This is a genomic window from Bacillus testis (assembly GCF_001243895.1).
Taxonomy (GTDB): domain Bacteria; phylum Bacillota; class Bacilli; order Bacillales; family DSM-1321; genus Bacillus_AD; species Bacillus_AD testis.
The window spans coordinates 2,580,317-2,603,717 of record NZ_LN851186.1; the positions used below are offsets into that span (position 1 = coordinate 2,580,317).

Here is a 23,401-nt window from a genome sequence, read left to right on the forward strand (position 1 = left end):
CCTAGCTTTTCTATGTATGGGTTTTCAAATTTGTGGATTGAACTATAGACTTACTGTAGATAACTATCTTTTGAAACTATTTTACTATTAAACTCTTTTCTTAAAAAGGAATAATCAATTTTATATACTAAAAGAGGCAATTGAGGATATGATATTATCCTCAATTGCCTCTTTCGGTTCACTATGTTTCAATAATTCTTCGATTCGCTAAGAGTAATATCTCCTTAAATTATCTTTAGAAGTTTAAGAAAGCGATAATAGTTTTTTTGATCCATGGATTGTTGACCTCCTTTTGAAAGCTAGTATATTAGCTTTTTTTCAACCGACTATTTCCTACCTACTATATTCAAAGCAACGCTCCCTAACCACTTCAAATCCCTCTTTGCAACAGCGTATAAAACCTCTTCAATTGAAACGGCCTTGATGTGGAGAATACCTTGATAGCTTGTCCCCCCATTCAATAGTAGGCTGTTCTCTTGAATAAGATCTTCTTTATATTTCGGATATATAATAGAAGCTCCATAGTCTTCATTATGGCCATTAGAATAGTATTGGGCATAAAAGGCAAGTTGGTATATATCACTGTTCTCCACTTTCCGCTTGCCATATTGTTTATACTTCACATCCAACACTACCATCTGGCGAATCTGCTTATTTTCAACCACGATATCTGGGATGATATAGCGGTAGCTATCTCCATTGCATAAGATTGCTTTCGTTACACGTTTGCCATGGTGTACTTTGTATGTTCGAGGCAAGTATTTACGTAATAGTTGTACGATGAATTTTTCGAATAGCTCATTCATATCAATCAAAAATGAATAATAGAAAGTATGCCGCTCAAAAAAAGTGGATGCCGATAGTCTTTTCCACAAATACTCTCCTAACTTATGCGCTTGTTCATAATGCGCGTTCAAACGGTGGTAGTGAAAACTGGGCCAATTAGTGCCCTTGTATTCCTGACAAATCTGTTCCAGTTGGGAGCGCAGGATATTCAGTTGCTGCTTTGTATCCTTTTGCAGAGGCAATCGGCTGACTGTCGATAAGACCGTTAATAGGACTTGGTTTTCAACGATATTGGTTACGAACTCATCATATTCACAATAAACTCTTACAGGGAGGTTAAAATTATGTTTCATATTACGACGAAAATCTACTTTTCCTCTTATTTGGCGAAGATTATTTCTTTCTGTTACATATTCTTTAAAGAACCCTCTCCCAATAATAAGGTCCACTTCTTGAAGAAAAAGACGCACAAGGATTTCAAGCAGATTCGTGCTTTCCAATTCTCCTGATGTATATTGTTTCCTATAAAGTGGCCATTCTTCTGCAAAAGCCATCATCTCTGTTAATGATGTGAACCCTTTATTGAATTTTGGTTGAATGATGATCCGCGCCTGATCGAGTTCAATTACCCCTACCCAACTTTGTGTTCGTATGCGTAATCCATTCCTCAGCTCATCGAAATAAAATCGTTTCTCCCATGGCCTTGATTCATTGACAATAGAGATCTCGGTCAAATATTCTCTCTCTTCCACCGTCAATTCATAATCAGGCAGTATAATATCATCACTATACTCACTTAGGATATATTGTGTTTTCATGAGGTTAAGCCCTTAAATTGTTTTTCGATGGCTTGGATGAAGGCATCGTCTGTACCGTTAAGGAGTTCCACATTAATATCCATCCGATCAACATCAACAAAATCATCTCCAATGATTTCAGCCAGCTGACTATAATCATCGAAGCAATATTCCTGGATGAGCGGAATAATTTCCAATTTAAAAATCTCTTTCAATTCAGTGATGGAGGTCACTTCTTCACCTTCATACATGAAATAAGCATGCCCAATTTGCTTGTCTCTCCCTTGTAAATACAGCAATTTCTCATTAATTGAACGCAAGATATCCGCCGGTGTGATGCTCAGTAAATCCAAAGGCTTTGAAATAAGACTGTAATCCGGCATACACTCAATAAATGCGAATCTTCGCTTTAAGGCGGCATCCATCATTTTAATACTTCGGTCGGACGTATTCATCGTGCCAATCAAAAACAAGTTAGATGGAATGCTGAAGGCATCTTTACTTTGCGGCAACCGGACTTCCATGCCGCGTTTATCTTTTTCTAATAACGTAATCATTTCACCGAAAATCTTTGGAACGTTCCCCCGGTTCAATTCATCAATTATAAAATAGAAGCTGCTATCTTCCATTTCATGCGCTTTTTCAGCAAAACGGCGGAATATGCCCTTCTCTAATTGGAAGCTGATCATGCCCTGATCAGATTGGACAGGTTTGAAGCCTTCTATAAAATCTTCATATTGGAAGGATGGATGGAAAGTGCAGAATTCGGAATTATTCTGATTCACATACTGATCCAAAATTCCAGCACTCTCAACATCTCCTTCTTCAAGCAAGGTATCCTTTACCCAATGGGTAAACTCCTCATTTATCTCAAACATTGTACCTCGATTGCCCATTCTTCCTGCTTGTGTGGTGGTATAGCATTGCAAATCTTTATATGCTTCATAAGGTATTTCCTTTTCAAATCCCCTGATACCTTTAACAACTATGCCTTCTCCATCGTATTCTTTTTCCACTTCAGCAATACCAACTAGCGCTCTTGCAGAACTTCCGCCACGATAACAAAGAATTTTCTCGCCTTTTTTCGCATTTTTGAAGTTCTTGGCCACCGTTTTAGCTTGCCATTTCTGTATGGAACCATCCCATAATTGCTCCCACCGAAAGGTTTCCGCTTTTTCGGAGGCGATCATTAACCATGTTTTTAAAGGATTCTGATCCTCTCTCTTAAACAGCTCATCTTTTTGGTTTTTCCACGCAATGAACTTTCGGGCCATATACGTCTTCCCAGTTCCCGGCGGTCCGTATAAAATGAGTTGCCCTTTACGCTCTAATGCTTTTTCTACCATTTCGAAAAACTGTTCTTCCTCGGCTGAGTATTGTGCAATAGGATACGAAATAGTGCCTTGATTAATCTCTGTCCATTCCAGCACCTGTTTTTTTCCGACCTTATCAACCATTTTAAAACCCCATCGCTCTTGTTTAGGAATAATAAGAGCCGGCTCGTAGACAGTGTCCCAATCCACATAAACCACGTGCTTATGTCCGGCAAGATCCTCACGGAATTCATACCCTTTATCTTTTACGGTGCCAATAGCCAGGATTTGAGATTTCCCTTTATTGGCGATGATTTTATCACCAGTCTTCAATTGATAGAATTCCCATAATTCATTTGCTTTCTCGGTATTTTCCTGTGTTGTTTTTTGAATACTGATTTTTTGGAAAGCTTCCTTGAACTCATCATAATCATTGAATTCGGTTAAATCGCCGACTTCATCCCAGCCTAATGAAATATAACCGCCAGCCAGACAATCTCCCCAATAGGCCGCATCCCTGCCAGGAGCGATTTTCCAATACTCCTCTTTACGCATAAACTCATGATATAGAAACCAGACAACCACAAGCGGATCAATATCTGCAAAAGCTTTATTCTTTGATATTTCTTGTTTTAGCATCATATTTAATTCAATAGAGTTTTTCCCTTTGAGATTTCCTTCTGCCACACCTAATTTCTTCAAAAACAGTTTTAGATGATTTTCGTTATAGACTGTGACGAATTTGTCCGGGTGATATAAATATAGAATCTTTCCTCTTAACATATTGGCACGAAATAATAGATTATTTTCTTCGATATTTGTATACGTTTCTCCATCGAAATTATGAATAAGCTCTAATATATCAGCTCTAAGCTGTTCCCAAGCCTTCTCCACATCTCCGAACTGAGCCGGGAATTCCCACCGCTGATCTTTCTTCCGGTAATAAATGATATGCTTGGCGGCACTTCCGCCCTTAATACTGCCCAAAGGAATGGTATGATACTCCAACCACCAGCCAAACGAGCCTCTCTTTGTTTTTCCCAAGGCATATTTTTCTACAGGCATTTCCGATAGTTTATCCAAGGAAAAGCTCTCCAAAAATTCTCTGTGCAGTGCTTGTGCTGCTTGCAAATCTTCCACTATTTTTTCTGTGTAGTAACGTAATATTTTATCGCGTAAATAGTCCAAGGTAATCCCCTTTCAGCTTTTTGCTTTCTTAATTATACCTCCCCAGAAAAACCGAATCATTTCTAATACCCGGAAATATACATAGATAAAGCAAAAATATGGGTATAATAACAAAACTACCAAAAACAGGAGGTTAACAAAATGAGAAAAGGATTGAAGAAGGGAATTACTGGAGGAATTTTATTCGTACTATTTTTGTGTATCGTTTTTTCTTATGGCATGACTAATGATAGAAAACAAACAGCAGTTGCTTCCACTAGTTCTGTACCAAAAAAAGCATATGAATTATCCCACAATTTTATCAATAATGCGTTGCAAGTAAAGAACCCGAATGGTAAAAAAACAAGCTATCCCCTCAACCAATATTCGGATTTCCCCAGCTATGATTATTCTCCATCCGGCGAGAAAGTCGTATTTACCCAATATGAATGGGAAGAAGACGGGGCGGTCCGCATTTTCTCCCCTGCAAAAGGAGTCGAAACAATTGTCGATTCCAAGAAATCAAAATCTTCCGTTACGCCAAGAGGCGCAGTTTGGCTGGATGACCGCTATATCCTGCTTGTGCAAGGCTCGAAGTACGGCACTGTCATCTCCGGCAAACTATATGTATATGACACTAAGCTAAAAAGCACAAAGCCGCTTCCTCTCTTCAAAGGAGATGCCATCACCAACATCACCACTTCCAAAACAGGCGACACGCCGATTATCGCCTTGATTGGCATTTCTTTCACCGATGATAATTTCAACCGCAATAAACCACATGTCGAATACTATCCGGTCGCTGAGCTATTAAAAAAGGCAAAAGCACTTTGATTCAGGATAAAATCAATATCCGGATTAGTCGTTCCCTATGGGAGTTGTCGGTAAGACACAAAAGGCAGAACATTTTGTTGGACGGCCCAATAAAATGTTCTGCTCATTTATGACTTCGAAGAAGAAAAGAAGCCTTAGACGAATTAACGGCAGCGAAATTAGAACTACGTTTTGTTTGTTTAAAGCTTTATATGCGTTTTTTGGATTTCCGCTAAAAAATTCTGCCATTTCGTTTCTTCTTTTTCGATATCAGGATCGTCCCAATCACTACTGCATAACTGGGGCCATTCCAAAAGTGTTGCCATATCGGTGTAACGACCTTCCATCAGTAGATGCAACATAAAACCTAGCTTGTCTACTATATACTTGTTCAGTATTTTCATATCTTCTTGAGACAATTGACTGATATCTTCTGGTTTTGTACCCTCTGGTGCTGTTTCAACACTGTAACCGGCGTGCATATCTTCAATAGGGCCATTTCTGAAGCAATATATGGCTAATGCTTTGGGTAAATCGTTCATAAAATCTTTTCCGCTGAGGAACTCTAACAGTTCTTCTGGGCCATTATTGTAAATAGCATCGGCGATAAAGTCATTTGTATCATTGCGGGTCAAACCGTATTCTTCGATATATTCAATTAATTCTTCTTTAAGCATAATACACTTCCTTAGGTGTGTTTTTTATTGGTTTAAATGTTACTTGCTAGTACAGAACCTGTTTAAGAATATTATACTACAGTCACATCGGCATCTGTGGTACCGGGGCAAAATCATATAGATTTGAATGTTAATTATTCAATTACTAATCGCCACAAGCCACCTTCAAAAGCCACTCTGATTCAATCAGCTATCCTTTATCAAAATGTTTATAACAAATGAGTCTCTTGTATAGTGACCGTATAAGGTGAGCGTATCCATGATACAGACAAAATCAACTGGTTGTTCAGAAAACCTTCAGCTGTAGCAACAAGCGGGAAAGTAATCTTTGTAGAAAAAGGATATGACATAGCATCCACCAACTGTATGTATCCTGATGGCAAAGTCGTCAACGCAAAAGATGACTGGACGATTAATGGTTGGCTTACTGTATTATCTGGATTAGGCGTTCCCTTACGGTTTGTGTCCATTTTCACTAACTTTTCAAACATTTCAAGATCTTATAACCATCAGATGACATTCCGCCATACCCCCACCACCAAGAAGGATACTTAATAGGAATAATAGTGACAATGAATTGGAGTAAATTATACAAAAATATTCCTAATAAGAAATAATTTAAAGTTATATTAAACATTAATACCAAAATATATAGTGTGAAACAAATTAACAAAGAAAATAATGGCCCAAAGATCAGAATGGTTATTCTTTGATATTTGCATATTTCTTCATATGTATAAACACAATAACCCACATAGTGCCACCTTATATGAAAATATATTCTTCCTATTCGAAAATTCTCCTTATTAGAGCTGTCTTTGGTTCCCAAGTACACTTTTGCAATCCCATCTTTAGTAGATATTACGAAACCAATCGCATGACCTATTTCATGTAAAAGTGTTGATAAAGGAATTACTAACAAATAAAACAATAAAAATGCCATAAAACCCCTCCGAAGATATAAATAGTTACACACTTTCAAATGTATCAAATATTCACTTCAAGCAGTAAATGTTTTGTTATAATTTACCAGTAATTTATATTGGACTGTTTTTTTGTTCTTATAGATAAGAGTACCAATAAAGAAAAATGGAGAGAAGAAATAGAAGAGTCAAAGACAAAAGAAGAATTAGACAGACTGCAATCCGAATGTGACGAAGTCCAAAATAAAATAAGTTCAGTAGAGAAAAAATGGAAAGAAAAAGGAGTCTCATTATCTAAAGAGAATGTGGACTTTATGGTATCAACATTAACACGTATAATTACTTGAGTTGAAATTGGTTATGCACATACATATGAAGAAGCAGTTATTTATGATCAAAGAAGACATGCGGAACAACTGCATAGAGAAAAACTAGCACAAGAAAGAGAATTAGCTGATTGGGTTTATAAACAGCAAGAAAAACATAACGAAAAAGTAATCAAAACTATCCGAGACTACTCTTATTATGAGTAAATAAACAAACTAGCAAGGCGCCAAGCATATAGCTGACGCCTTCTTTGCATTGCTGCTTCCATTCCAAAATCTGTGTGAACACATACAAACAGCCAGTCGGCGGTGTTGCACCGGAAACTGGCTGTTTTAATTATTCCTCTAATGATGGAAGAAGACTTATTCCTGAATTTATTCAATGATAACTTTTCATGAAAGAAATCAAACTCTTCTCTACATCGGCAGTCGGAAAGTGAAGGTGCTGCCTTTGTCCACTTCGCTGGCCACTTCGATTTTTCCCCCGTGCATGTCGATGATCGATTTCACCATTGCCAGGCCAAGGCCGGTGTTGGCGCTTGCGGTTGCGGTACGGGTTGGATCGACGCGGTAGAAGCGGTCCCAGATTTTATCGATATGCTCCGCACTGATGCCGATGCCGTCATCGGAGACCTTCCCTACTGCCTGGCTGCCGTCGCGGTACAAGGTGATGTCCACATGGCCGCCCGGCTTGCCGTAGGCGATGGCGTTTGTGATCAAGTTCATCAGCACTCTTGTCATCAATGTCTGATCCGCTTGGATGAACAGATTGTCCTCCAGGGAGGTGCGGATTTCGATGCCGGCCTCTTGTGCCATCCACTCCAGTTCCTCGGCGACGATTTCCGCCAGCTCGCTTATGTTGATGCGCTCAATGAGGAAGTGCTCCATCTTCTCCTGATCTGCACGGGCCAGCAGGAGGAGCTGTGAAATGAGCGATGACATTTTCCGCGATTGCTTCAATATGACTTCCAGCGACTCTTTCATTTCTTCCGGCCGATCGCTTTGCGAGAGCGCATATTCACACTGCGAGATGATGACTGCGGTCGGTGTCCGCAGTTCATGGGAGGCATCGGATGTGAATTGCTTCTCGCTTTGAAAGGATGCTTGCAGGCGGTCGAACATATCGTCGAATGTATCTGCGAGCGCATGGATTTCATCATGTGATCCTTCAAGGTTGATGCGTTTCGACAAGTCTTTGCCATCACTGATTTCGCTCACCGAATCGATCATTTTCTGCACCGGACGGAACGCTCTGCGGGTAATATAATAGCCTCCGGCAGCGGCGATGATAATTAGGAACGGAAAGGCAATCAGCGTCGCAATAAGGATCGCATTCATCGCCGATGACAGTGAATTCAGCGGATACACGCCGCGGATCCAGACCTCTTCCCCGCTTTCCCGGTATGGATAATCGAACACCAGCCATTCTTGCGTATCTTTTTTAATCGTCTGCAGTTCGTCTGCTTTGAACGGGGTGTTCTGATCAAATCCTGCCGGAATGCGGCCACCGAGCAATTCCCCGCCGCTCGTATAAATCAACAGATTGACGCCATCGTCATAATACTCGAAATCCTCATCTGTTTCGAATCTGCCGTGTTTATATTCCAAATCCTCGACGCTTTCTTTTACGATGTTCTCGATGTTTTTCTGTACATTCAACAGCAGCACTTTATCGGATGAAGAAAGAATCACGCCCAGGACAACGGCCATGATGATGACGATGAGGCCGGTGTACCAAAGGGTCACTTTCATCTTGATGGATAGCTTCTTCATGAGTCAGCCCTCAACACATAGCCGGCGCCTCTGATGGTATGGATCAGCTTCACATCGAAGCCGCTGTCGATCTTTTTACGCAGGTAGCGGATATAGACGTCGACGATATTGGAGCCGCCTTCATACTCATAATTCCATATATGCTGTTGGATCCGGTCACGTGTCAGCACGATTTCCTTATTGCGGATCATATATTCCAACATGGCAAACTCTTTGCTCGAAAGCTCGATTGCCCGATCTCCCCGCGTCACTCTATGGGTATTGCAGTCCACGGTTAAATCGGCCACTTCGAACACATTAGAAGTGCTTCCCGTCTGCCGCCGCATCAATACGCGGATTCGCGCCAGCAATTCATCGAATGCGAACGGCTTCACTACATAATCATCCGCTCCCAGGTCAAGCCCTTTCACACGGTCTTCAATCGCATCCTTGGCTGTCAGCAGGAGCACAGGCGTTGTGTTCCGCTCGTAGCGCATGCGCCGCAGCACTTCAAGGCCGTCTATGCCGGGGATCATAATATCGAGCAAGATGAGATCATACGAAGCCATCGCGATATAATCGAGCGCATCCCGCCCATTGCCGCAAGCATCCACGCTGTAATGCTCCGCTTTCAGCCGTTTCGCTAAAATATTCTGCAGGTCCTGTTCATCTTCGACTATGAGAATTCGCATGTTCGTTCTCCTTTTTTTCTTTATTACTTATATATTACTATAATTCATCAACATTAAAAAAAGATGAAAGAATCCAATGCCGCCCATTCATTTTCCTTTAATGTTCGCTTTGTAAGATAAAGACAAGATCAAGAGAATCAAGGAGGGATACAAATGAAAAAGTTCATGGCAATCGGGCTGGCGGCAGGTTTATTGCTTACGGGATGTTCCCAGCAGACAGCGGAAAAGGATCCCAAAGCGCAAAGTGCAACACCGGTGACGGAAAACGCTCCATTAGAAGAAAAAACAGTGGCACCAAAAGTCTCTACAAAGCAAACAGCCGGCACCCAACAGGCGGATGATTTCACCGATGCCGTGGCGGAACTGGTGAAGAAAGCGGACAGCACCGCTCCAAAGGGAACACAAGAAGAAAGAAGAAACACATTCTTCACTTTACACAATGAAATCGAGCAGCTGGAGGACCAAATGGACGCTTACGAGGACAAGCTTGAAGCGAACTATAACGCCGGCACCGTGACGATTGAACAATATCAGGCAGAAGAACAAAAACTGGATGTGCTTGCAGACCAATTGGACCAAGCAGAAGATGCCTTAGAGCTGACATTTAATCTTAAAGACTAAACAAAAGGAGAGAAACAAAATGAAAGAGAAAATCATGAAATATAAGAAGAAAATCATCGGAACCGTTGTCGGAGTTGCGGTCTTAAGTATCGCCATCGGCGGCGGCTATCTAGGAATGGGCTATCATTACGCGAAGCAGAATGATCACTATACCGAAAAACAAATCCGCGAGATTGCCACTGAGCAAGTAGCCGGTGAAGTCATCAGCGTGCAAAAGAAGTTCGAATTGGAAGACGACCGTCTGTCACATTCTGAGTTCGAATACGAAGTGGAAATCAAAACAGCCGACAATCGATTGAAAACCGTGGATGTCAGCAGCCGGACAGGTACGGTTGACGTGGATGATGATGAGTAACAGTACAAAGAAGGCGCCCAGCATATAATGGCGCCTTCTTTGCGTGGCTTACTTTCCTTCCACAATCTTCGCAAACTCGGCAAGCGTTGTGGTATAGGTGATATATAGCCGCGGCAAAGTATACCTTTCATCTTTGGCGCCGCTTTTTACATAATACTCGGGTGTCGTTGCAATGCCGAACTCATAGAATTTCTTCGTTTCGGCGATGACTTTTTTATTGAACGTTCCATATGGATAGGAAAGGGCGATGACCGGCTTTCCGGTTATGCGCTCTATTGCTTCCTTCGATGATTTCAACTCATACTCCAAGTTATCCACCTTAGTCAAATCCGGATGGGTCGCTGTATGGGATTGGACCGAGATGATGCCGGATGCGGCCAGCTTTTTCAGGTCGGCTTCCGACAAACGGTTCGAGCGGCCGATAAAGTCGGATATCACGAAGAAGGTTCCTTTCGGCGTGAAGCCTTCCGTTTTCAGCTTCTGAAAAATAGCAAAGGCGGTCAAATTGTTTTTGTAGCCGTCATCGAAGGTAAGGAAGATTGGTTTGGCGACTTGGTCCGCCTCCTGCCATTGCTCGAATGTCAGCGGGGTAAAGCCATGCTCGCGCAAATACAGCATTTGCTTTTCGAACTCATCCGGCGCCACGTACAACTCTTTTGCGCCGTGTCCTTTGAACTCGGCAATGGAATGGTAAATCAGGATCGGGATTTTCCGCTCGGCAGAAGCATTCGCCGGGAGGCACATTGCCAGCAGGCAGATCAAAAGGATTGCTTTCAATTTCATCTAACAGACCCCACTTTTTTCTTGATAGTATGCCTCCTTTGATGAGATATTATCAATCCGCCCCTTTTGTTCCAGGACAGCTTTTGATATGGAAGAAAAGCCCTCGTTAGCGCCTGGAGGATTCGTGTGAAGAGGTCGTTGGTGTACCTTGATGAAAATGCATTTTCCATATTCCATCCATTCGTTTCCATATCGAACTACGTAATGAGTGTTGTTTATTTGCTTCGTTATAGATTCTATAAGTTGTTAAGATGATTTCTTCAGACAAGGGATGAATTTCGAAATCACTCAGTGTCATATGTACAACACCAAGACCCACATCGCTTATATTCTCATTTTTGTACAAAACCTTTCCTGAACTTCCGAATTCAAAAAAATCTTTGGAAAGTATGTTTGTAAGTTCTTCTTTTGATGCTCTGATCTCTGGTTTCAACAATTTTTCTTCTAACTCCAGCAACAGTTCTTTTAAAGAAGGTTTGTTTTTCATTTTTACATTCCTTTTCATGTGAATAATATGGGTACTACAATCTTCCTTTATCCTCCTCAAGATCAGCTCGAGCGTATAAAAAAACATGCTTAGTAAATGATTGGCATTAATCAATTATACAAAGAATTTTGCTCCCGAGATGGCGTGGCAGTTCAAGTTAGGAAGGAATAAATGCTTTAAAGGCGTCTTCCTCTTCAATGAATGGAAAATGATTGCTGTATTCGAAGCTATGCATCGTTGCCTTAGGCATTAATTGTGCCGCTTCCACGGAAAATTCATGCGGGCATTGCGCATCATGTTTCCCGCAGTAGATGTATGCTCTCGTCTCTGTTCGGGCCAGTTCAGGGCGCAAATCAAATGTTTTTAATTCTTCATAGGAAAAATAATCAAGCCTTTTGGCTACTGTTTTTCCGCTGTCCGGCCTGCTTCTCATTTCTTCATAGGCCTGTTTATTGTAGAGGGACATCATCGTCCATTCTTTATTGGCTGCCCTTCTTTCCTCAAGCGTCGAATCCGGATCGCCTAGAATCGCCAATATGTCTCTTATTCTCTTGTTGTTCGGATTGTCGCGGCAATAGATGCTGCCGGCATGTTTCATATAGGCAGAGGAAGCGCACAATCCTCCGGCAACGATATGCTCCAGGCTTTCAGGGTGCATGACGGCATATTTCAAAGCAAGCATCCCGCCTGTTGAATGCCCTGCGAAAGCCCATTGTTGTTTATGCAGGGCGGCTCGGATCGCTTCTAGATCTTCCACACTGTCGTGCATGCTGTAACTGTATACCAATGTGTCATCCGTAGACTGGCCCGCTCCCCGCAAATTGGCCAGATAAACGGTATAATACTCAGTGAACATCCCTGCGAACAAATTTCCTTTTTCATTGTATTCACTGTACAGATGCGTGACACAAAGCGGTTTTCCTTCCCCTTTCTTGAACACTTCGAAGATTCCTCGAGATGTTTCAACCATTAACCGTTCCCACATGCCCCATTCCCCCTTTAACCGTTTCCTGTCTTTTATTCTGCACATATTGCCGAAATCCTCTAATGCAATCGCCGTCTTATTGGTGAATTTGTAAAATTAAAAGAGCTTCAACTTATCCTAAAATTGCTGCATAACCCTTACCATCACCCAAATAGAATGATTGATTTTATGGAAAAAGACCGAAAAAAAACAGGAATCATGAATAATCCCTGTTTGACATATAAAATAAATAGAATGATAGCTAAATCATGCAATTATTTGTGCAGCTGATGGAGAAATGATTCCTCTCGATTGCAACTCTGCTTTTGTTTGATCATCAGCAGGTCTGTACCCTTTTTCAAGCAATTCTTTGATATTAATTTTATTATATACAAAAGAAAAAATGATACCTGGAATCCATGCCCCAAATCCTAGTGTGAAAACTCCTGCGAGAATGCCTGTTATAAACATGATGGCTGCCCATTTTAAATCGCCTCTGAAAAGGGCAGGGAAAAATCCAAAAAAGAAAGTAGTCCAACTAAATCCAATTTTGACTTCCTTTGTTACACCTGCATCATTGGTTAATCTTGCCTTCATCTTCTCTCCTCCTTTCTTCTTGGTAAAATTCGCCTCCCTATTATACTATACTTTCTGACTAATTCCACAAATAAAATTCCCTTACTAAAACCATAAACAGATATGGAAAAAGTGAAACTTTGATAGGCCGAAATGTATTCATCACCGATCGATTGTGAGTTGAACCAATAGGATTCTTACTGGCGCTTGATCTCCCACTTACATCTCTTTGTCTTCCCTCCCGTGTTGAAGTGAAGTTTTAGCGCCATTTAAAATGGGATAAAAAACAATTTCGACCACTATTTTCACGAAAAAAATCCAAAATAAAAAGCAGGTTGAAAATCGTGCCTTCTGCCTCACCTGCTTTTTTGGCTATTTGCGCCGTCGATATATTTGAATAACCTTTTTCAGCAATAGCAACCTCCATAATAATTAGCCGTTTGTTTATTGGGTTTCTCCTATTTTATCTTTGCTTAAAACTGTTAAATATTTCTATAACTTACGGTACTTTTTCAGTGCAAACAAATTCAAGACGATAAAAACGGCTGCAAACGCGAACAAAATATATAAATTACTACTGATTTCAGATAAACTCAATCCCTCGTACATGACTCCTTTTAATGCATTTGCGGCATAATACAGCGGCATAAAATTTGCAAACGCTTGAAGCCACTCCGCCATTCCCTCAATGGAGAAAATGCCTGAGAAAAAGATTTGCGGCACGATTACCAGCGGGATGAACTGAATCATCTGAAACTCTGAACTTGCGAAAGAAGATAATAATATTCCAAGCGACAAAGCTACAAGTGCTACGATGACATTGGTTAAAATAACATTCCAAATCGAGCCCACTAAGACGATATCCAGCACATGGATCGAGAACAACACAATGATAACGGTCTGTATCAATGCTAATAATCCGTAGCCAATAAGGTAGCCAGCGACGATTTCTCCTCTTTTAATAGGTGTTGCCAATAACCGTTCTAGCGTCCCGGTTGTTCTTTCATTTAACAAACCTATCCCAGCGATCAAGAAAACAAAAAAGAAAACAAAGAAACCTATTAAAATAGGACTAAAGGTATCAAAAAGCTCTGTTTCACTGCTGCCATACACATAATTTGTTTTCACGGAATCCTGTAATGAACGTTCGCTCTGCATTCCGTTTGTTCCCATTAGTTGTAGTTGTTTTTCTTTACTGTAAATTTGCTTCACTTTCATCTCTAAGCTTCTCGCTATTGTTGGATCACTATTAAGTAACGTTATAGTTGCTTTATCGTTTTCAACCTGTAAAAAGCCATCCAACTTTTTATCTAATATGGTTTCCTTCACATTAGACACTCTGTCATATTCTTTTACGACAATATCTGCCTGTTCTAATTTTTCGATGATTTGCTGATTCCCATTGGCAACTCCCAAAACAGGGTTAACGGCATTTCCGTCAAAGACCAGTTTCATTAGTGTCAATACTAATAACGGGGCCACAAAGAGTAGAGCCAGTGTACGTTTATCCCTAAATATTTGCACTAATATTCTCTTAATAAGCGCTACTGTTCTCATTACCCTTCCCTCCCCGCAACTAAGAAAACATCATCTAAACTATGAACTCCATATTGTTCTTTCAATTGACGCGGCGTACCTGTTGCTATAAATGAACCCTCTCTAACCATTGCGATGTAATCGCATTTTTCTGCTTCATCCATTACATGGGTGGTTACAATAATGGTTTTGCCTTCATTTTTCAATCTGAATAGCTCATTCCAAATGCTTATTCTTAATTCGGGGTCAATTCCAACTGTAGGTTCGTCCAATATGAGAACCTGAGGATTTTGGATCATCGCAATGGCAAGAGATAAACGACGTTTCATCCCCCCTGAGTAGGCGGACACTTTTTTATTAAGGTCATCGGTTAAGTTAACTAGTTTTGCTGCATAGGCAATTCGTTTTTGTTTTTCTGTTTTATCCAATTTGAAAAGCGATGCGAAAAACATAAGGTTTTCTTTGCCTGTAAGAGCTGTATATAAAGCATCTGATTGGGCCATATAGCCAATTTGCTGTAAGATCTCTAAATTAGGCATTTTTTCTCCTAATAAATAGACAGAACCTTCATCTGGGATATCCATCCCCACCATCATCTTTACTAGAGTCGTTTTGCCAGCTCCGGAAGGTCCGATAAAACCATAAATACGGCCTTGTTTAATATCAAAGTTGATATCCTTTAGTACAACTTTCTTGCCGAAACGTTTCGTTATTTCTTTAAGTTGGATTGTATGATCGTCAATCATTTTAAAATCCTCCTCTCAAGAGTAAGTGTTTAATCACTTATATCAAGTATAAATCTAAACGGGTATCTTTTCTGTGAAAAATTAATTGCTTTGGGTGAAAAACTCGTACCTATTTAAACTTCTTATTGCACAAACTTCCCCCGCTAGCAGCACGGCAAAAAGAACAGTGCTCACTGTTCCTTCATTCATTAAAGCCTCTAATATTTATAAAAAGACCAAAGGAATAATTGCCCAATTATGGTAAAGTAAAATAAATAGATTTCAGAAACGAGAATAAATACATGAAAACCATTACAAATACCTCTAAAAATCCTTTGTTTCTTGGTATCCTTGTATTTCTGTTTACAAGCTTTGTCATTTGGAATATCCCGATAGAAAAACGAAAATACGGTCTGTCAACAAGTGCATTAACAACCGACTATACGGGGCTTCTTCCTGAAAAAATCAAAAGAATCGTCAATGTACAGAATCGATATGAGCTGCAACGAATTGTCAAAGAAGCAAATGAAAAAAAGCAACATATTTCCATTGCAGGCCTCCAACATTCCCAAGGCGGCCATACCTATTACAAAGATGGGATTGTCCTTGATATGCGTGGATTTAATCGAATATTGGAGGTTAATCCAAAAGAGAAAACCGTCCATGCAGAAAGCGGTGCTACATGGGAAGATATACAAGAAGCGATTAATCCCTATGGTTTAGCCTTACAAGTTACTCAATCACAATCGATTTTTACAATCGGCGGTTCTCTTTCCGTGAATGCACATGGCCGTGACATCCGCTTTGGGCCGATGTCAAATACGGTTCGCGAGATGACGATACTAACTCCTACCGGGGACATCAAGCATATTACACGTGATCATCAAGAAGAGTGGATGACATATATGCTTGGCGGGTATGGCTTATTCGGTATCATTATTGACGTAACATTAGATTTAACAGATAACGAGGTTTACACCATACATACGAATAAACTTCGTACCGAACAATACGAAGCTTATTTTCATCAAATGCTCAATCAGCCGGATATCGCCATGCATTACGCGCGGATCAGTGTCGCACCAAGCAGCTTTCTGGAAGAAATGTACGTAATTGATTATAAGAAAACGAATAAGACAGATGCCACTACAAATCTAAAAGGTGAGACAGGCATGCGCGCAAGTAAATTAGCACTTGATATCGGGAGAAAAGGCGGAATGTTTGAGGATTTCTTCTGGGAAACGCAAAGATTATATATACGCTCTCTTAACGATCACAAAATAACCCGAAATAACGTCATGCGTTCAGAATCAACCTTTATGGAATTCACTCGGCCAGGTAGAGTGGAAGTGTTACAGGAGTTCTTCATCCCTGTTAATCAATATGAGGAATACTTGCACGATTTAAGAAAGCTATTGCCGCATGATGATCGACATACTGACTTTAAGGTTCACAACATCACTGTGCGCTATGCCTCAAAAGATACACAAACTAGTCTTTCTTATGCGAAAGAAGATATGCTGGGACTTGTTGTCCTCATCCAACACGGCTTACAGGAAGATGATATCGCCAACGCCCAATCACTTATACAAAAATGGACAGACCTAACATTACAACATGGCGGTACCTATTACTTGCCTTATTATCCGTACCAAACTAAACAACAATTCACCAACGCCTATCCAAATTGGGAGCAGTTCCGTACTGAAAAACAAAAGCGGGATCCGAATGACGTTTTTGTAAATCAATTTTATGGCCATTACATCAAGTAAAGGAGCTAACATGAAAAACAAAACAGCTCAATATATCCCTCTTGTTGTCACGGTAGGGCAAGTCGTTATTTTCCCTTACTATATCCTATGGTTGAAAGACGCTTCGCTAAGCTATCTATTATTCGCTTGGATGTTTGCGGCCTTCTCCTTTTCAGCGGCATGGGGTTATCGGGTTTTTCAAACTACAAAAAGCGCAAACCGATTCATGATCCCCTTCATCTACATAGGAATGGGACTGGTCTACACAACAGTAGGCAATATGCCATTCACGATTGAATTATTACCTTATGTAGCTCTAGTGCTGCAACTGATTCTCGGCTTTCTTCAAGGATATTTTCGCGGCTGGCATGCCAAACAAGAAACCTATCACTTACATGTAACAAGCCATTATTTACTCGTAGGTATGATTATGATTGGGTTATCGTTTATAAAAGTCGTGACTCCGGTATTTTTTCTCACTTTATTTGGAATGATCCTATGCATTTGTGGAGTTTATCAGATTCGTAGAAAAAGGCCGTTTGAAAAGTGATTTTCATACGGCCTCCTAATAAAAGATAACTTCACATTATCCACTGTATTTTGACGTTTCTTTCAGGGACAGCTTTTTATCAGACGGATTTTTCCAGAAGATCGTAATCGCAAACCCTACAACCACTACCATAGCTCCAAAATAGAATGGATAGTTAATGTCCACATCAAACAGTTGGCCTCCGATAATCGGTCCCAAAACGTTGGCAAGCGATGTAAAGAACGAGTTCATGCCTCCAACAAAGCCTTGATCATCACCGGCGATACGCGATAAGTATGTTGTAACTGCCGGACGAATCAAATCAAAGCCAATAAACACAGTGAATACCACTGCCATAATCGACCAATATGAATTCACATGCGTTATAGCAAACAATAAAATACCCGACAGTACTAAACTCCAGCGAATTAAAGAGATTTCCCCTATCCATTTTGTAAGCTTATCAAAAAGCACCACTTGGAAAAGGGCGCCTAAAACCGCACCACCAGTAATGGAAATCGCGATATCTTTCGGCGTGAAGCCAAACTTATGATCTACAAAAAGTGAAAAGAACGACTCAAACGCCGCTAAGCCAAACGATGAAACGAAAATAACAATGAATGCAATTAAAAACATAGGCATCATTATTTTTTTCAGGCTGCTTTGTTTCCCGGCTGTGGTTTCAGTCATTGGCATTTCCTGACGGTTAGGCTCCGATAATAGGACAATTGATAAAATAGCTGCTACCACGCCAAGTACACCTGCCGTATAAAACGGCACTCTAATTCCGATTTCCGCTAAGAAACCGCCAATACCAGGGCCTACAATAAAACCTGTACTAATAGCAGCCGACATATAACCAAGTGCTTTCGGACGTGTTTTCATGTCCGTAATATCCGCAATAAACGCCGTAACAGCCGGCATAATAAAGGCTCCACTTATCCCGCCTAAAATGCGGGATACAAACAATACTTCAATCGTTTTGCCAATACCAAATAAAAACTCAGAAAAACCAAATATAAATAAGCCAAGGACAATCATAATTTTACGGCCAAAATGATCTGCAGCCTTGCCTGCAAACGGCGAAACAATCAATTGTGTTAACGCAAAGGCAGCTGTTAAAAAACCCACTGTCGAACCACTGATCTTTAATTCATTCATTAAGGTTGGCAATACTGGGATTACTAGGCCAATTCCTAAGAATGCGATAAACAAGTTCATTAGTAAAATGCTGAGCGAAATTTTTTGATTCTTACCCATTACTAAATCCTCCTATTTTGAATTGCTATAAAAAATATAAACCCTACAGTAACTGTAGGGTCAATAGGATTGTTTATTTTATACGAATTTTTAGCTCCACTATGAACTCGGAATGTTGGGTTGGTAAATAGCTTGTTGGATAGGCAACACTTAACTGGACAAAAAAATTAAGGTGTGGCGGACAAAATCCTCATTTTGAGTATAGCTTCCTTATAAGATGGAAAAAGCTGTACTAGTCACTTTATATGGAGGTTCTGGCATGGTAGCCTGACGTGGCTTGCCAGTTTGATAAACTGGCAGTCTGGCTTTTCAGCCATGCCAGTAGAGGCTCCATGTCAAGTGACGGTGTGAACACTCTATTTAACAAGTCTGCCATTACCTATTCAGTTAAGGAGCGTTGTATATGACCAGATCGAGACGAACATTTACCGAAGATTTCAAGAAACAAATTGTATTACTATATGAGAATGGAAAACCACGAAAAGAGATTATCGCTGAATATGAGCTGACCCCGTCTGCCCTAGATAAGTGGGTGAAGCAAAGCAGAACGGCTGGTTCCTTTAAGGAAGCAGACAATCGTACACCTGAACAAACTGAATTAATGAAGATACGCAAAGAACTGAAACAGCTACAAATGGAAAATGACATTTTAAAGCAAGCCGCGCTGATCATGGGACGAAAGTAAAAGTGATTCGAAATAACCGTCACAAATACTCGGTATCAGCAATGTGCATCGTCCTCAACATTTCCCGTTCTTCTTATTATTATGAAGCGAAAATACAGGATAATCAGCAGGAAGAGCGTATTCGGTCACTGATCATTGAAATCTTTCAGAAAAGCCGCCAGAACTATGGAGCGCGCAAGATTAAGATTGAATTGAAAAAGCAAGACCATCGTGTGTCCCGCCGCCGAATCGGACGGATTATGAAGGAAGAAGGATTGATATCGTCTTATACATTAGCCCAGTTCAAACCCCATAAAGCCCAATGTAACGAAGAAAAAGTGGGTAACGAGTTAGATCGGAGCTTTCACCAACAAGAAGAGCTGGCTGTCGTTGTCAGTGACCTGACGTATGTACGTGTCAAGGATTCCTGGAACTATATCTGCTTATTGATTGATTTATATAACCGTGAGTTGATTGGACACAGTGTAGGACCGAAAAAAGATGCCAAACTGGTGAGTAAAGCACTGTCTACTGTGCAACATGATCTGCGATTGATCACCTTATTTCATACAGACCGAGGCAGCGAATTTAAAAATAAGCATTTGGATGAAACGCTTGAAACTTTTGAAATTAAGCGGTCATTAAGTATGAAAGGATGTCCCTATGATAACGCAGTGGCAGAAGCGACTTACAAAATCTTAAAAACAGAGTTTGTGAGAGGACGAACATTTGAAACACTCGAACAGTTACGTTCTGAACTATATGATTATGTCCATTGGTTTAACCATTTCAGAATTCACGAAACATTGGGATATTTAAGTCCCGTTCAATTTAAAGAAACACACCTTAAAAAAAGTGTCTAGTTTAGTGTTACCATTCCATGTTGGCATATAAACTTCAAATACGTTCGCATTCGCACCTAGATTTAAATGATTTACATAGGCATAAAGCTTCTTGTACGCTGCTATATACAGATCCTCACTAAAAACAAACGCTATACAAGCATATCGGCCCGCTGGTATTTTTAGCACCTCTACATCCGGTGCTAGCTTTTCTAAATAACGCTCGGTTAACAATGGCGTAAACAGATAATTGTAATAAAAGTCATTAATGGTATCATACTGCTTTAATGGATAAATACCTCCATAGTGGCTATTCATCACACTGCCTTCACGCTCCAATGTTTCAGCTAAAGGCCTAAAGTACTTTTCCGGTGTATATAAAATAGTCGCATCAGTCGTTTTGATCGCTAAAATACGCTGTGTAGCCATATCCATTTCATATACTTCTTCATATACCGGTATACTAATTTGTTCCTCTAAATGTTTCTTTGTCTTTAATAGCGTATAGTGTACCTCTTGGATTTGCTTCACCTTTCGCTTAACAAGCTGCTCCTGCTTTGCTAAAAAATCGACTAGCTGCTCCGGTGTTAACGACTGCGCATACTTAATATCCTCTAACGACGTTCCGATAAACTTCAAGGATTTAATCAAATCCAAACTATAAAGTTGCGACTCACTGTAATACCGATACTTCGTTTTTTTATCAATATAAACAGGCTTAAAAACACCTATTTCATCGTAATAATGAAAGGTGCGGATTGGTAAATTCGTCATTTTTGAAATTTCACCGATTGTTAACAGTTTTTCATGTTTTTCTACCATTTTCGGTCCCCCATTTATAACGGCAACACTACATTAGACATTTTTTTCTTACTGGCGCTTGATCTCCTGCTTCCATTTCTTTGTCTTCACTCGTATTGATCTTTAAACTTCAGCATCTTCTATAGCCAGCCTTTCTGCCAGTATAGGCAATACGGACTTATCGCCAATCCAATTTAATCCATAAACAGCATAGCCTTGATTCCATTATAATCATTATCGATGCATTTTATTAATGGTTCTAATCATCTTATAGATAAAGGGGCCCCCTCCAAAATCATGACCAATGACTTTGTAAGGCAGCCCCTTCTTTATTAGTTTAACTGATAAGAGTTATTATATTCGCATTTCCTTTGTCTCTATTAGTCCATACGCAATTCACTTGAACTTATCATATAGATTGTTATCATTTGGCTATAAATGGAGATAACCCATTCCCCTACACACTCGTTTCTTCTTCCACCATCGGCTCGTTGAACTGGCTATTATACAAATCGGCATAAAACCCTTGCTTAGCCAGCAATGTATCGTGGTTGCCGCTCTCGATGATGTCGCCGTCTTTCATCACGAGGATGAGGTCGGCATTTTTGATGGTCGACAGCCTGTGGGCGATGACAAAAGAGGTGCGTCCGACGGTCAGTTTGTCCATCGCTTCCTGGATCAGTTTTTCCGTACGGGTGTCGACGGAGCTTGTCGCTTCATCCAGGATTAATAGCGGTGCGTTTTCCACCATGGCTCGGGCAATGGTGATCAATTGTTTTTGGCCGGCGGACAGGCTGATTTGGTCATTCAATACGGTGTCATAGCCCAGCGGCAAGGTATGGATATAGTGGTCGATGCCGACAGCTTTACATGCCTGTATGACTTCTTCATCCGTTACGCCTTGCTTGTTGTAGATGATGTTTTCTTTGATGGTTCCCTCGAACAGCCAGGTGTCCTGTAAGACCATGCAGAATAAGTCATGGACGTTTTCGCGTGTCAATGAGTGGATCGACACGCCATCGATTTTGATTTCCCCGCCGTTCACTTCATAAAAGCGCATGAGCAGGTTGACCATGGTCGATTTTCCGGCGCCTGTAGGACCGACGATGGCCACTTTTTGTCCGGCTTTGGCATGGACGGAGAAATCATGGATGATGGTCTTGTCCTCGTTATAGCCGAATCTCACATGCTTGAATTCAACGTCGCCTTTGACGTTTTGAAGCAATGCTGTCTTATGGCTTTCGTCCTCAAGTTCCTGTTCTTCCAGGAATTCGAATACACGCTTGCTTGCCGCTCCTGTCGATTGGAGCGAGTTCGCTGCCTGCGCCATTTGCGCAAGCGGTTGTGTGAACAGGCGAATATACATCATGAAGGCAACGATGACCCCGAATGAGATATGTCCGTTCAGTGCCAACGCCGCACCGACGACGCACACCGCTACATAGCCGAAGTTGCCGATGAATGTCATGATCGGCATCATCATCCCGGAAAGGAACTGCGCTTTCCAGACGTTCTCTTGGAGCCGCTCATTGATTTCATTGAATGTTTCCTTCGCTTCTTCTTCCCCATTGTAAGCCTTCACGACCATGTGGCCGGCATAGATTTCTTCGATATGGCCGTTCATCGCCCCGAGTTCCTGTTGTTGGCTCAGGAAGTACTTCTGCGATCTTTTGATGATGAGGCCCATTAAGCCGAATCCGATCAAGGTGGATACAATCGCCGTCAACGTCATGATGACATTCGTCTTGAACATCATGACAAGGGATCCTAAAAACAGCGCAGACGAACTGACAAGCATCCCTATGCTTTGATTCATCGTCTGGCCGATCATATCGACGTCGTTCGTGATACGGCTAAGTACATCCCCGAAATTATGGGTATCAAAATATTTCAGCGGTAGTTTGTTAATTTTCTCTGAAATATCCGTACGGAGTTTCTTGGTGACCTTTTGCGTGACAGTCGCCATGATGAAACCTTGAAGATACGAAAACAGAGCGCTGAATCCGTATAAGGCCACCAGCAGGAAACCGATCTTCGACACGGCATCCAGGTCGATGGAGCCGGCTAGGCCGGCTGTGACATGGTCAGTCAGTTCGCTCAGCTTATCTGGTCCGATGATCGTGAAGACCGTGCCGGTGATGGCGAGCGCGAACGCGAGGATGATGACAGGCAAATACGGTTTGCAGTAGGCAATCAATTTGCCCCATGTTTCCCCGAAACTTCCTTTTTGCTCCTTGCTTGCGGAAGAGCCATGCATTTGG

Annotated in this window: 23 protein-coding genes; 6 read left to right on the forward strand and 17 right to left on the reverse strand. The window is 41.0% G+C overall.

What is annotated here, in order from left to right; all coding sequences use genetic code 11:
• Positions 1-326: 326 nt before the first annotated feature.
• Both BN1765_RS12990 and BN1765_RS12995 read right to left on the reverse strand, forming a co-directional pair.
• Complete coding sequence (locus tag BN1765_RS12990) at positions 327-1,604, reverse strand: McrC family protein (RefSeq protein ID WP_050615535.1); 1,278 nt, start codon at positions 1,602-1,604, stop codon at positions 327-329.
• Positions 1,601-4,084 carry an AAA family ATPase gene (locus tag BN1765_RS12995; protein ID WP_050615536.1) on the reverse strand — a complete coding sequence of 828 codons (2,484 nt, stop codon included), beginning with the start codon at positions 4,082-4,084 and terminating at the stop codon, positions 1,601-1,603. Before BN1765_RS12995 ends, BN1765_RS12990 begins: the two co-directional genes overlap by 4 nt.
• A gap of 141 nt (positions 4,085-4,225) precedes the next feature.
• Between BN1765_RS12995 and BN1765_RS13000 the strand changes: the two genes are divergently transcribed.
• Entirely contained in the window at positions 4,226-4,897 is a 672-nt protein-coding gene (locus BN1765_RS13000; RefSeq protein WP_050615537.1) for a hypothetical protein, read from the forward strand.
• A gap of 179 nt (positions 4,898-5,076) precedes the next feature.
• Here the strand turns inward: BN1765_RS13000 and BN1765_RS13005 are convergent, their stop codons facing one another.
• The 5 genes from BN1765_RS13005 to BN1765_RS13025 all read right to left on the reverse strand — a co-directional run bounded on the left by BN1765_RS13005 (position 5,077) and on the right by BN1765_RS13025 (position 9,246).
• Positions 5,077-5,553 (reverse strand): hypothetical protein, encoded by a 477-nt coding sequence (locus BN1765_RS13005; protein WP_050615538.1) that lies wholly within the window; start codon positions 5,551-5,553, stop codon positions 5,077-5,079.
• A gap of 209 nt (positions 5,554-5,762) precedes the next feature.
• Positions 5,763-6,044 (reverse strand): hypothetical protein, encoded by a 282-nt coding sequence (locus BN1765_RS20105; protein WP_154666091.1) that lies wholly within the window; start codon positions 6,042-6,044, stop codon positions 5,763-5,765.
• Positions 6,029-6,496: a hypothetical protein gene (locus BN1765_RS13010; protein ID WP_050615539.1), complete on the reverse strand. Its 468-nt coding sequence runs from the start codon at positions 6,494-6,496 to the stop codon at positions 6,029-6,031. Before BN1765_RS13010 ends, BN1765_RS20105 begins: the two co-directional genes overlap by 16 nt.
• A 723-nt stretch (positions 6,497-7,219) precedes the next feature.
• A complete protein-coding gene (locus tag BN1765_RS13020) occupies positions 7,220-8,575 on the reverse strand; it encodes a sensor histidine kinase (RefSeq protein ID WP_050615541.1) in 1,356 nt (451 codons plus the stop codon).
• On the reverse strand, positions 8,572-9,246 hold the full coding sequence (locus BN1765_RS13025; RefSeq protein WP_050615542.1) for a response regulator transcription factor: 675 nt from the start codon (positions 9,244-9,246) through the stop codon (positions 8,572-8,574). Before BN1765_RS13025 ends, BN1765_RS13020 begins: the two co-directional genes overlap by 4 nt.
• Positions 9,247-9,399: 153 nt before the next feature.
• On the opposite strand from BN1765_RS13025, the gene BN1765_RS13030 reads away from it, so the two are divergent.
• Positions 9,400-9,867, forward strand: a complete 468-nt coding sequence (locus tag BN1765_RS13030; RefSeq protein WP_050615543.1) for a putative periplasmic lipoprotein — start codon at positions 9,400-9,402, stop codon at positions 9,865-9,867.
• Positions 9,868-9,898: 31 nt separating this feature from the next.
• Positions 9,899-10,222 (forward strand): PepSY domain-containing protein, encoded by a 324-nt coding sequence (locus BN1765_RS13035; protein WP_050616770.1) that lies wholly within the window; start codon positions 9,899-9,901, stop codon positions 10,220-10,222.
• Positions 10,223-10,270: 48 nt separating this feature from the next.
• Here the strand turns inward: BN1765_RS13035 and BN1765_RS13040 are convergent, their stop codons facing one another.
• From BN1765_RS13040 to BN1765_RS13065, 7 genes are all read right to left on the reverse strand, one after another.
• A complete protein-coding gene (locus BN1765_RS13040) occupies positions 10,271-11,005 on the reverse strand; it encodes a polysaccharide deacetylase family protein (protein WP_050615544.1) in 735 nt (244 codons plus the stop codon).
• 106 nt (positions 11,006-11,111) lie between these two features.
• Positions 11,112-11,492: a nuclear transport factor 2 family protein gene (locus tag BN1765_RS13045; RefSeq protein ID WP_050616771.1), complete on the reverse strand. Its 381-nt coding sequence runs from the start codon at positions 11,490-11,492 to the stop codon at positions 11,112-11,114.
• 157 nt (positions 11,493-11,649) lie between these two features.
• A complete protein-coding gene (locus BN1765_RS13050) occupies positions 11,650-12,477 on the reverse strand; it encodes an alpha/beta fold hydrolase (RefSeq protein WP_050615545.1) in 828 nt (275 codons plus the stop codon).
• A gap of 246 nt (positions 12,478-12,723) precedes the next feature.
• Positions 12,724-13,053: a hypothetical protein gene (locus BN1765_RS13055; RefSeq protein WP_050615546.1), complete on the reverse strand. Its 330-nt coding sequence runs from the start codon at positions 13,051-13,053 to the stop codon at positions 12,724-12,726.
• Between the two features lie 238 nt (positions 13,054-13,291).
• Positions 13,292-13,459, reverse strand: a complete 168-nt coding sequence (locus tag BN1765_RS20785) for a TetR family transcriptional regulator (RefSeq protein WP_082195472.1) — start codon at positions 13,457-13,459, stop codon at positions 13,292-13,294.
• Positions 13,460-13,524: 65 nt separating this feature from the next.
• The gene (locus BN1765_RS13060) at positions 13,525-14,589 is read right to left on the reverse strand and encodes an ABC transporter permease (RefSeq protein ID WP_050615547.1); all 1,065 of its coding nucleotides are present in this window, start codon (positions 14,587-14,589) and stop codon (positions 13,525-13,527) included.
• Entirely contained in the window at positions 14,589-15,314 is a 726-nt protein-coding gene (locus BN1765_RS13065) for an ABC transporter ATP-binding protein (protein WP_050615548.1), read from the reverse strand. Before BN1765_RS13065 ends, BN1765_RS13060 begins: the two co-directional genes overlap by 1 nt.
• A 281-nt stretch (positions 15,315-15,595) precedes the next feature.
• Here BN1765_RS13065 and BN1765_RS13070 point away from each other — a divergent pair, with 281 nt between their 5' ends.
• Together BN1765_RS13070 and BN1765_RS13075 are read left to right on the forward strand one after the other, a co-directional pair.
• A complete protein-coding gene (locus tag BN1765_RS13070) occupies positions 15,596-17,065 on the forward strand; it encodes an FAD-binding oxidoreductase (protein WP_050615549.1) in 1,470 nt (489 codons plus the stop codon).
• Between the two features lie 10 nt (positions 17,066-17,075).
• Positions 17,076-17,594 (forward strand): hypothetical protein, encoded by a 519-nt coding sequence (locus BN1765_RS13075; protein WP_050615550.1) that lies wholly within the window; start codon positions 17,076-17,078, stop codon positions 17,592-17,594.
• Positions 17,595-17,630: 36 nt separating this feature from the next.
• Here BN1765_RS13075 and norA read toward each other — a convergent pair whose 3' ends face one another.
• Positions 17,631-18,833, reverse strand: a complete 1,203-nt coding sequence (gene norA, locus BN1765_RS13080; protein ID WP_050615551.1) for a multidrug efflux MFS transporter NorA — start codon at positions 18,831-18,833, stop codon at positions 17,631-17,633.
• Positions 18,834-19,236: 403 nt separating this feature from the next.
• Between norA and BN1765_RS13090 the strand changes: the two genes are divergently transcribed.
• Positions 19,237-20,360, forward strand: a protein-coding gene (locus tag BN1765_RS13090; protein WP_147554130.1) for an IS3 family transposase whose coding sequence is annotated in 2 segments (ribosomal slippage) — positions 19,237-19,483 and positions 19,483-20,360 — 1,125 coding nt in all. Because the reading frame shifts where the segments join, the coding sequence is not laid out codon by codon here.
• Here the strand turns inward: BN1765_RS13090 and BN1765_RS13095 are convergent.
• Positions 20,313-21,161: a MerR family transcriptional regulator gene (locus tag BN1765_RS13095; RefSeq protein ID WP_069203031.1), complete on the reverse strand. Its 849-nt coding sequence runs from the start codon at positions 21,159-21,161 to the stop codon at positions 20,313-20,315. The genes BN1765_RS13090 and BN1765_RS13095 overlap by 48 nt on opposite strands.
• Positions 21,162-21,597: 436 nt before the next feature.
• Positions 21,598-23,397, reverse strand: a complete 1,800-nt coding sequence (locus BN1765_RS13100) for an ABC transporter ATP-binding protein (protein WP_230199587.1) — start codon at positions 23,395-23,397, stop codon at positions 21,598-21,600.
• Positions 23,398-23,401: the final 4 nt, after the last annotated feature.

Excerpts from the sequence above, each read along its gene's own strand:
- BN1765_RS20105 (WP_154666091.1), bottom strand. The coding sequence starts at position 6,044 with ATGTTTGAAAAGTTAGTGAAAATGGACACAAACCGTAAGGGAACGCCT.
- BN1765_RS13100 (WP_230199587.1), bottom strand. The coding sequence starts at position 23,397 with ATGCATGGCTCTTCCGCAAGCAAGGAGCAAAAAGGAAGTTTCGGGGAA.
- BN1765_RS13030 (WP_050615543.1), top strand. The coding sequence starts at position 9,400 with ATGAAAAAGTTCATGGCAATCGGGCTGGCGGCAGGTTTATTGCTTACG.
- BN1765_RS13005 (WP_050615538.1), bottom strand. The coding sequence starts at position 5,553 with ATGCTTAAAGAAGAATTAATTGAATATATCGAAGAATACGGTTTGACC.
- BN1765_RS13095 (WP_069203031.1), bottom strand. The coding sequence starts at position 21,161 with ATGGTAGAAAAACATGAAAAACTGTTAACAATCGGTGAAATTTCAAAA.
- BN1765_RS13025 (WP_050615542.1), bottom strand. The coding sequence starts at position 9,246 with ATGCGAATTCTCATAGTCGAAGATGAACAGGACCTGCAGAATATTTTA.
- BN1765_RS13060 (WP_050615547.1), bottom strand. The coding sequence starts at position 14,589 with ATGAGAACAGTAGCGCTTATTAAGAGAATATTAGTGCAAATATTTAGG.
- BN1765_RS13075 (WP_050615550.1), top strand. The coding sequence starts at position 17,076 with ATGAAAAACAAAACAGCTCAATATATCCCTCTTGTTGTCACGGTAGGG.
- BN1765_RS20785 (WP_082195472.1), bottom strand. The coding sequence starts at position 13,459 with ATGGAGGTTGCTATTGCTGAAAAAGGTTATTCAAATATATCGACGGCG.
- norA (WP_050615551.1), bottom strand. The coding sequence starts at position 18,833 with ATGGGTAAGAATCAAAAAATTTCGCTCAGCATTTTACTAATGAACTTG.
- BN1765_RS13055 (WP_050615546.1), bottom strand. The coding sequence starts at position 13,053 with ATGAAGGCAAGATTAACCAATGATGCAGGTGTAACAAAGGAAGTCAAA.
- BN1765_RS12990 (WP_050615535.1), bottom strand. The coding sequence starts at position 1,604 with ATGAAAACACAATATATCCTAAGTGAGTATAGTGATGATATTATACTG.
- BN1765_RS13050 (WP_050615545.1), bottom strand. The coding sequence starts at position 12,477 with ATGTGGGAACGGTTAATGGTTGAAACATCTCGAGGAATCTTCGAAGTG.
- BN1765_RS13000 (WP_050615537.1), top strand. The coding sequence starts at position 4,226 with ATGAGAAAAGGATTGAAGAAGGGAATTACTGGAGGAATTTTATTCGTA.
- BN1765_RS13020 (WP_050615541.1), bottom strand. The coding sequence starts at position 8,575 with ATGAAGAAGCTATCCATCAAGATGAAAGTGACCCTTTGGTACACCGGC.
- BN1765_RS13040 (WP_050615544.1), bottom strand. The coding sequence starts at position 11,005 with ATGAAATTGAAAGCAATCCTTTTGATCTGCCTGCTGGCAATGTGCCTC.
- BN1765_RS13070 (WP_050615549.1), top strand. The coding sequence starts at position 15,596 with ATGAAAACCATTACAAATACCTCTAAAAATCCTTTGTTTCTTGGTATC.
- BN1765_RS13010 (WP_050615539.1), bottom strand. The coding sequence starts at position 6,496 with ATGGCATTTTTATTGTTTTATTTGTTAGTAATTCCTTTATCAACACTT.
- BN1765_RS13045 (WP_050616771.1), bottom strand. The coding sequence starts at position 11,492 with ATGAAAAACAAACCTTCTTTAAAAGAACTGTTGCTGGAGTTAGAAGAA.
- BN1765_RS13065 (WP_050615548.1), bottom strand. The coding sequence starts at position 15,314 with ATGATTGACGATCATACAATCCAACTTAAAGAAATAACGAAACGTTTC.